Annotated in this window: 2 protein-coding genes and 1 pseudogene; 2 read left to right on the top strand and 1 reads right to left on the bottom strand. The window is 71.0% G+C overall.

Annotated elements, in window-relative coordinates; all coding sequences use genetic code 11:
- Positions 1-36: 36 nt before the first annotated feature.
- Entirely contained in the window at positions 37-906 is an 870-nt protein-coding gene (locus tag G6018_RS10260; RefSeq protein WP_182639539.1) for a hypothetical protein, read from the bottom strand.
- 33 nt (positions 907-939) lie between these two features.
- On the opposite strand from G6018_RS10260, the gene G6018_RS10255 reads away from it, so the two are divergent.
- Both G6018_RS10255 and G6018_RS10250 read left to right on the top strand, forming a co-directional pair.
- Positions 940-1,887 (top strand): Ppx/GppA family phosphatase, encoded by a 948-nt coding sequence (locus G6018_RS10255; protein ID WP_182610886.1) that lies wholly within the window; start codon positions 940-942, stop codon positions 1,885-1,887.
- Between the two features lies 1 nt (position 1,888).
- Positions 1,889-2,080 (top strand): annotated as a pseudogene (locus G6018_RS10250) (hypothetical protein); the annotation flags it as partial.

Below are 2,080 nucleotides of genomic sequence, written 5' to 3'. Positions count from 1 at the left end.
TAAGCCGGTCCACCTGGTGACGGTCCGGGGCCTGGGCTACAAGTTCGAGGGCTGACCGCCCCGTCCGGCCCGGGCCCGCTCCGTCGCGGGGTGCACGGCGACGATCCCCAGCTGGCGGCGGCGCCGGCACGCCGCGGCCAGCACCTCGTAGCAGTCGGCCCCCAGCAGCTCCACCAGCTCGTCGCGCAGCGAGACGAACACCGGGTCGGCCCCGACGTGCGCCTCGGGCGATCCGGTGCAGTACCAGTCGAGGTCCAGCCCGCCGGGGCCCCAGCCGCGGCGGTCGTACTCCCCGATACGGGTGTGGAGGACCTCCACCTCGTCGGGCCGGGTCTCCCACTCCTGCGTGCGGCGGATGGGCAGTTGCCAGCACACGTCCGGCTTCGACTCGGGCAGGGTTCGCCCCGTCCTCAGGGCCATGTGGTGCAGGGCGCAGCCCGAGCCGGCCGGGAAGCCGACGTCGTTGAAGAACACGCATCGCCCGCCGTGGCGCCTCGTCCGCAGGGCGGGCTCGGGCTCGCCGTCGTCCCCGGTGAGCTCGTCCTCTTCCAGCCACGGCTCGAGATCGCCGCCCTCGGCCTCCGCGGCCTCCAGCGCGGCCCCACGGTGCTGCCAGTCCTCGGGTCCCAGGAGTTCGACGTTCACGGTCAGTCGCGCGCGGTCGTCGTCGTCACACAGGAACGCCCCGTGCGTACAACAGCCGGAGTCGGGCTGGTCGGCCTCGATGCCGTGGCAGGCCGGGGTGCCGAACACGCAGGTCCACGAGGACAGCAGCCAGGTCATGTCCGCGGAGACGAGGTGCTGGTCGTTCGCGGGGTCCGGGAAGCTGTACCACTCGCGGGGGAAGTCGAGGGGGACTTCCGCGGCGGGCGCGCCCGGGGTGCTGGTGCGTTCGGTGGCGGTCACAACCTGCGACCGTAGACCGTTTAGGGTGGGCGTGTGAGATTAGGTGTCCTGGACGTCGGGAGCAACACGGTCCATTTCGTGGTGGTCGACGCCCATCGCGGCGGGCACCCCACGCCCATGAACGACTCCAAGACCCGTCTGCGGCTGATCGAGTACCTCGATGAGGACGACAACATCTCGAAGACCGGCATCGCCCGGCTGATCGACGCGGTCAACGAGGCCGCCGATCTGGCCAAGGCCACCAAGTGCCGCGAGGTCATGGCCCTGGCGACCTCGGCGGTGCGCGACGCCGCCAATTCGGACGCGGTGCTCGAAAAGGTCGAGAAGGAGACCGGGATCGCGTTGCGCGTGCTCTCCGGCGAGGACGAGGCGCGGATGACCTTCCTGGCCGCCCGCCGGTGGTTCGGCTGGAGCGCCGGTCGGATCGTCAACCTCGACATCGGTGGTGGCTCGCTCGAACTCACGAGCGGCGAGGACGAGCTGCCCGAGCACGCCTTCAGCCTGCCCCTGGGCGCCGGCCGGTTGACGCACGACTGGTTCAAGACCGACCCGCCCGAACGCAAGCGCATCAACCAGTTGCGTGATTTCATCGACGCCGAGCTGGAGGGCCCTGCCCGGGACCTGCGGGCCGCCGGCACCCCCGACCTGGCCTGTGCCACCTCCAAGACGTTCCGCACGCTGGCGCGGCTCACCGGCGCGGCGCCGTCGTCGGAGGGGCCGCGGGTGGAGCGGATCCTCACCGCGTCGGGTCTGCGGCAGGTGATCGCCTTTATCTCTCGCATGACGGCCGCCGACAGGGCAGAGTTGGAGGGCATCAGCTCTGACCGGTCCCATCAGGTGGTCGCGGGAGCGCTGGTGGCGGAGGCGTCGATGAGGGCTCTGGGGTTGGAAAGTGTGAAAATCTGCCCGTGGGCTCTGCGGGAGGGGCTCATTCTGCAGCGTCTCGACCGGGACGCGGGCGGCGACGGAAAGGGGAGCTGAGATGGCCGAGGATCAGGACGGTCAGCAGATCACCGTGGCGGAGCTGCTCAAGCGCATGGGCGCCGAGCAGTCGGACGCGGCCGCACCCAAGGGGCGCCGGCACCGGCGGGCCGACGAGGGCGGCAGCGGCGTGAGCGTCTCCGAGCTCACCGGCGAGATCCCGCGGATCACCGATGACACCGAGCTCAGCAGC

The sequence above is a fragment of the Dietzia sp. DQ11-44 genome, assembly GCF_014145205.1.
In the GTDB taxonomy this organism is placed as follows: Bacteria; Actinomycetota; Actinomycetes; order Mycobacteriales; family Mycobacteriaceae; genus Dietzia; species Dietzia natronolimnaea.
The sequence above is the reverse complement of the archived record's forward strand: the minus strand, read 5'-3'. Positions and strand labels throughout refer to the sequence as shown.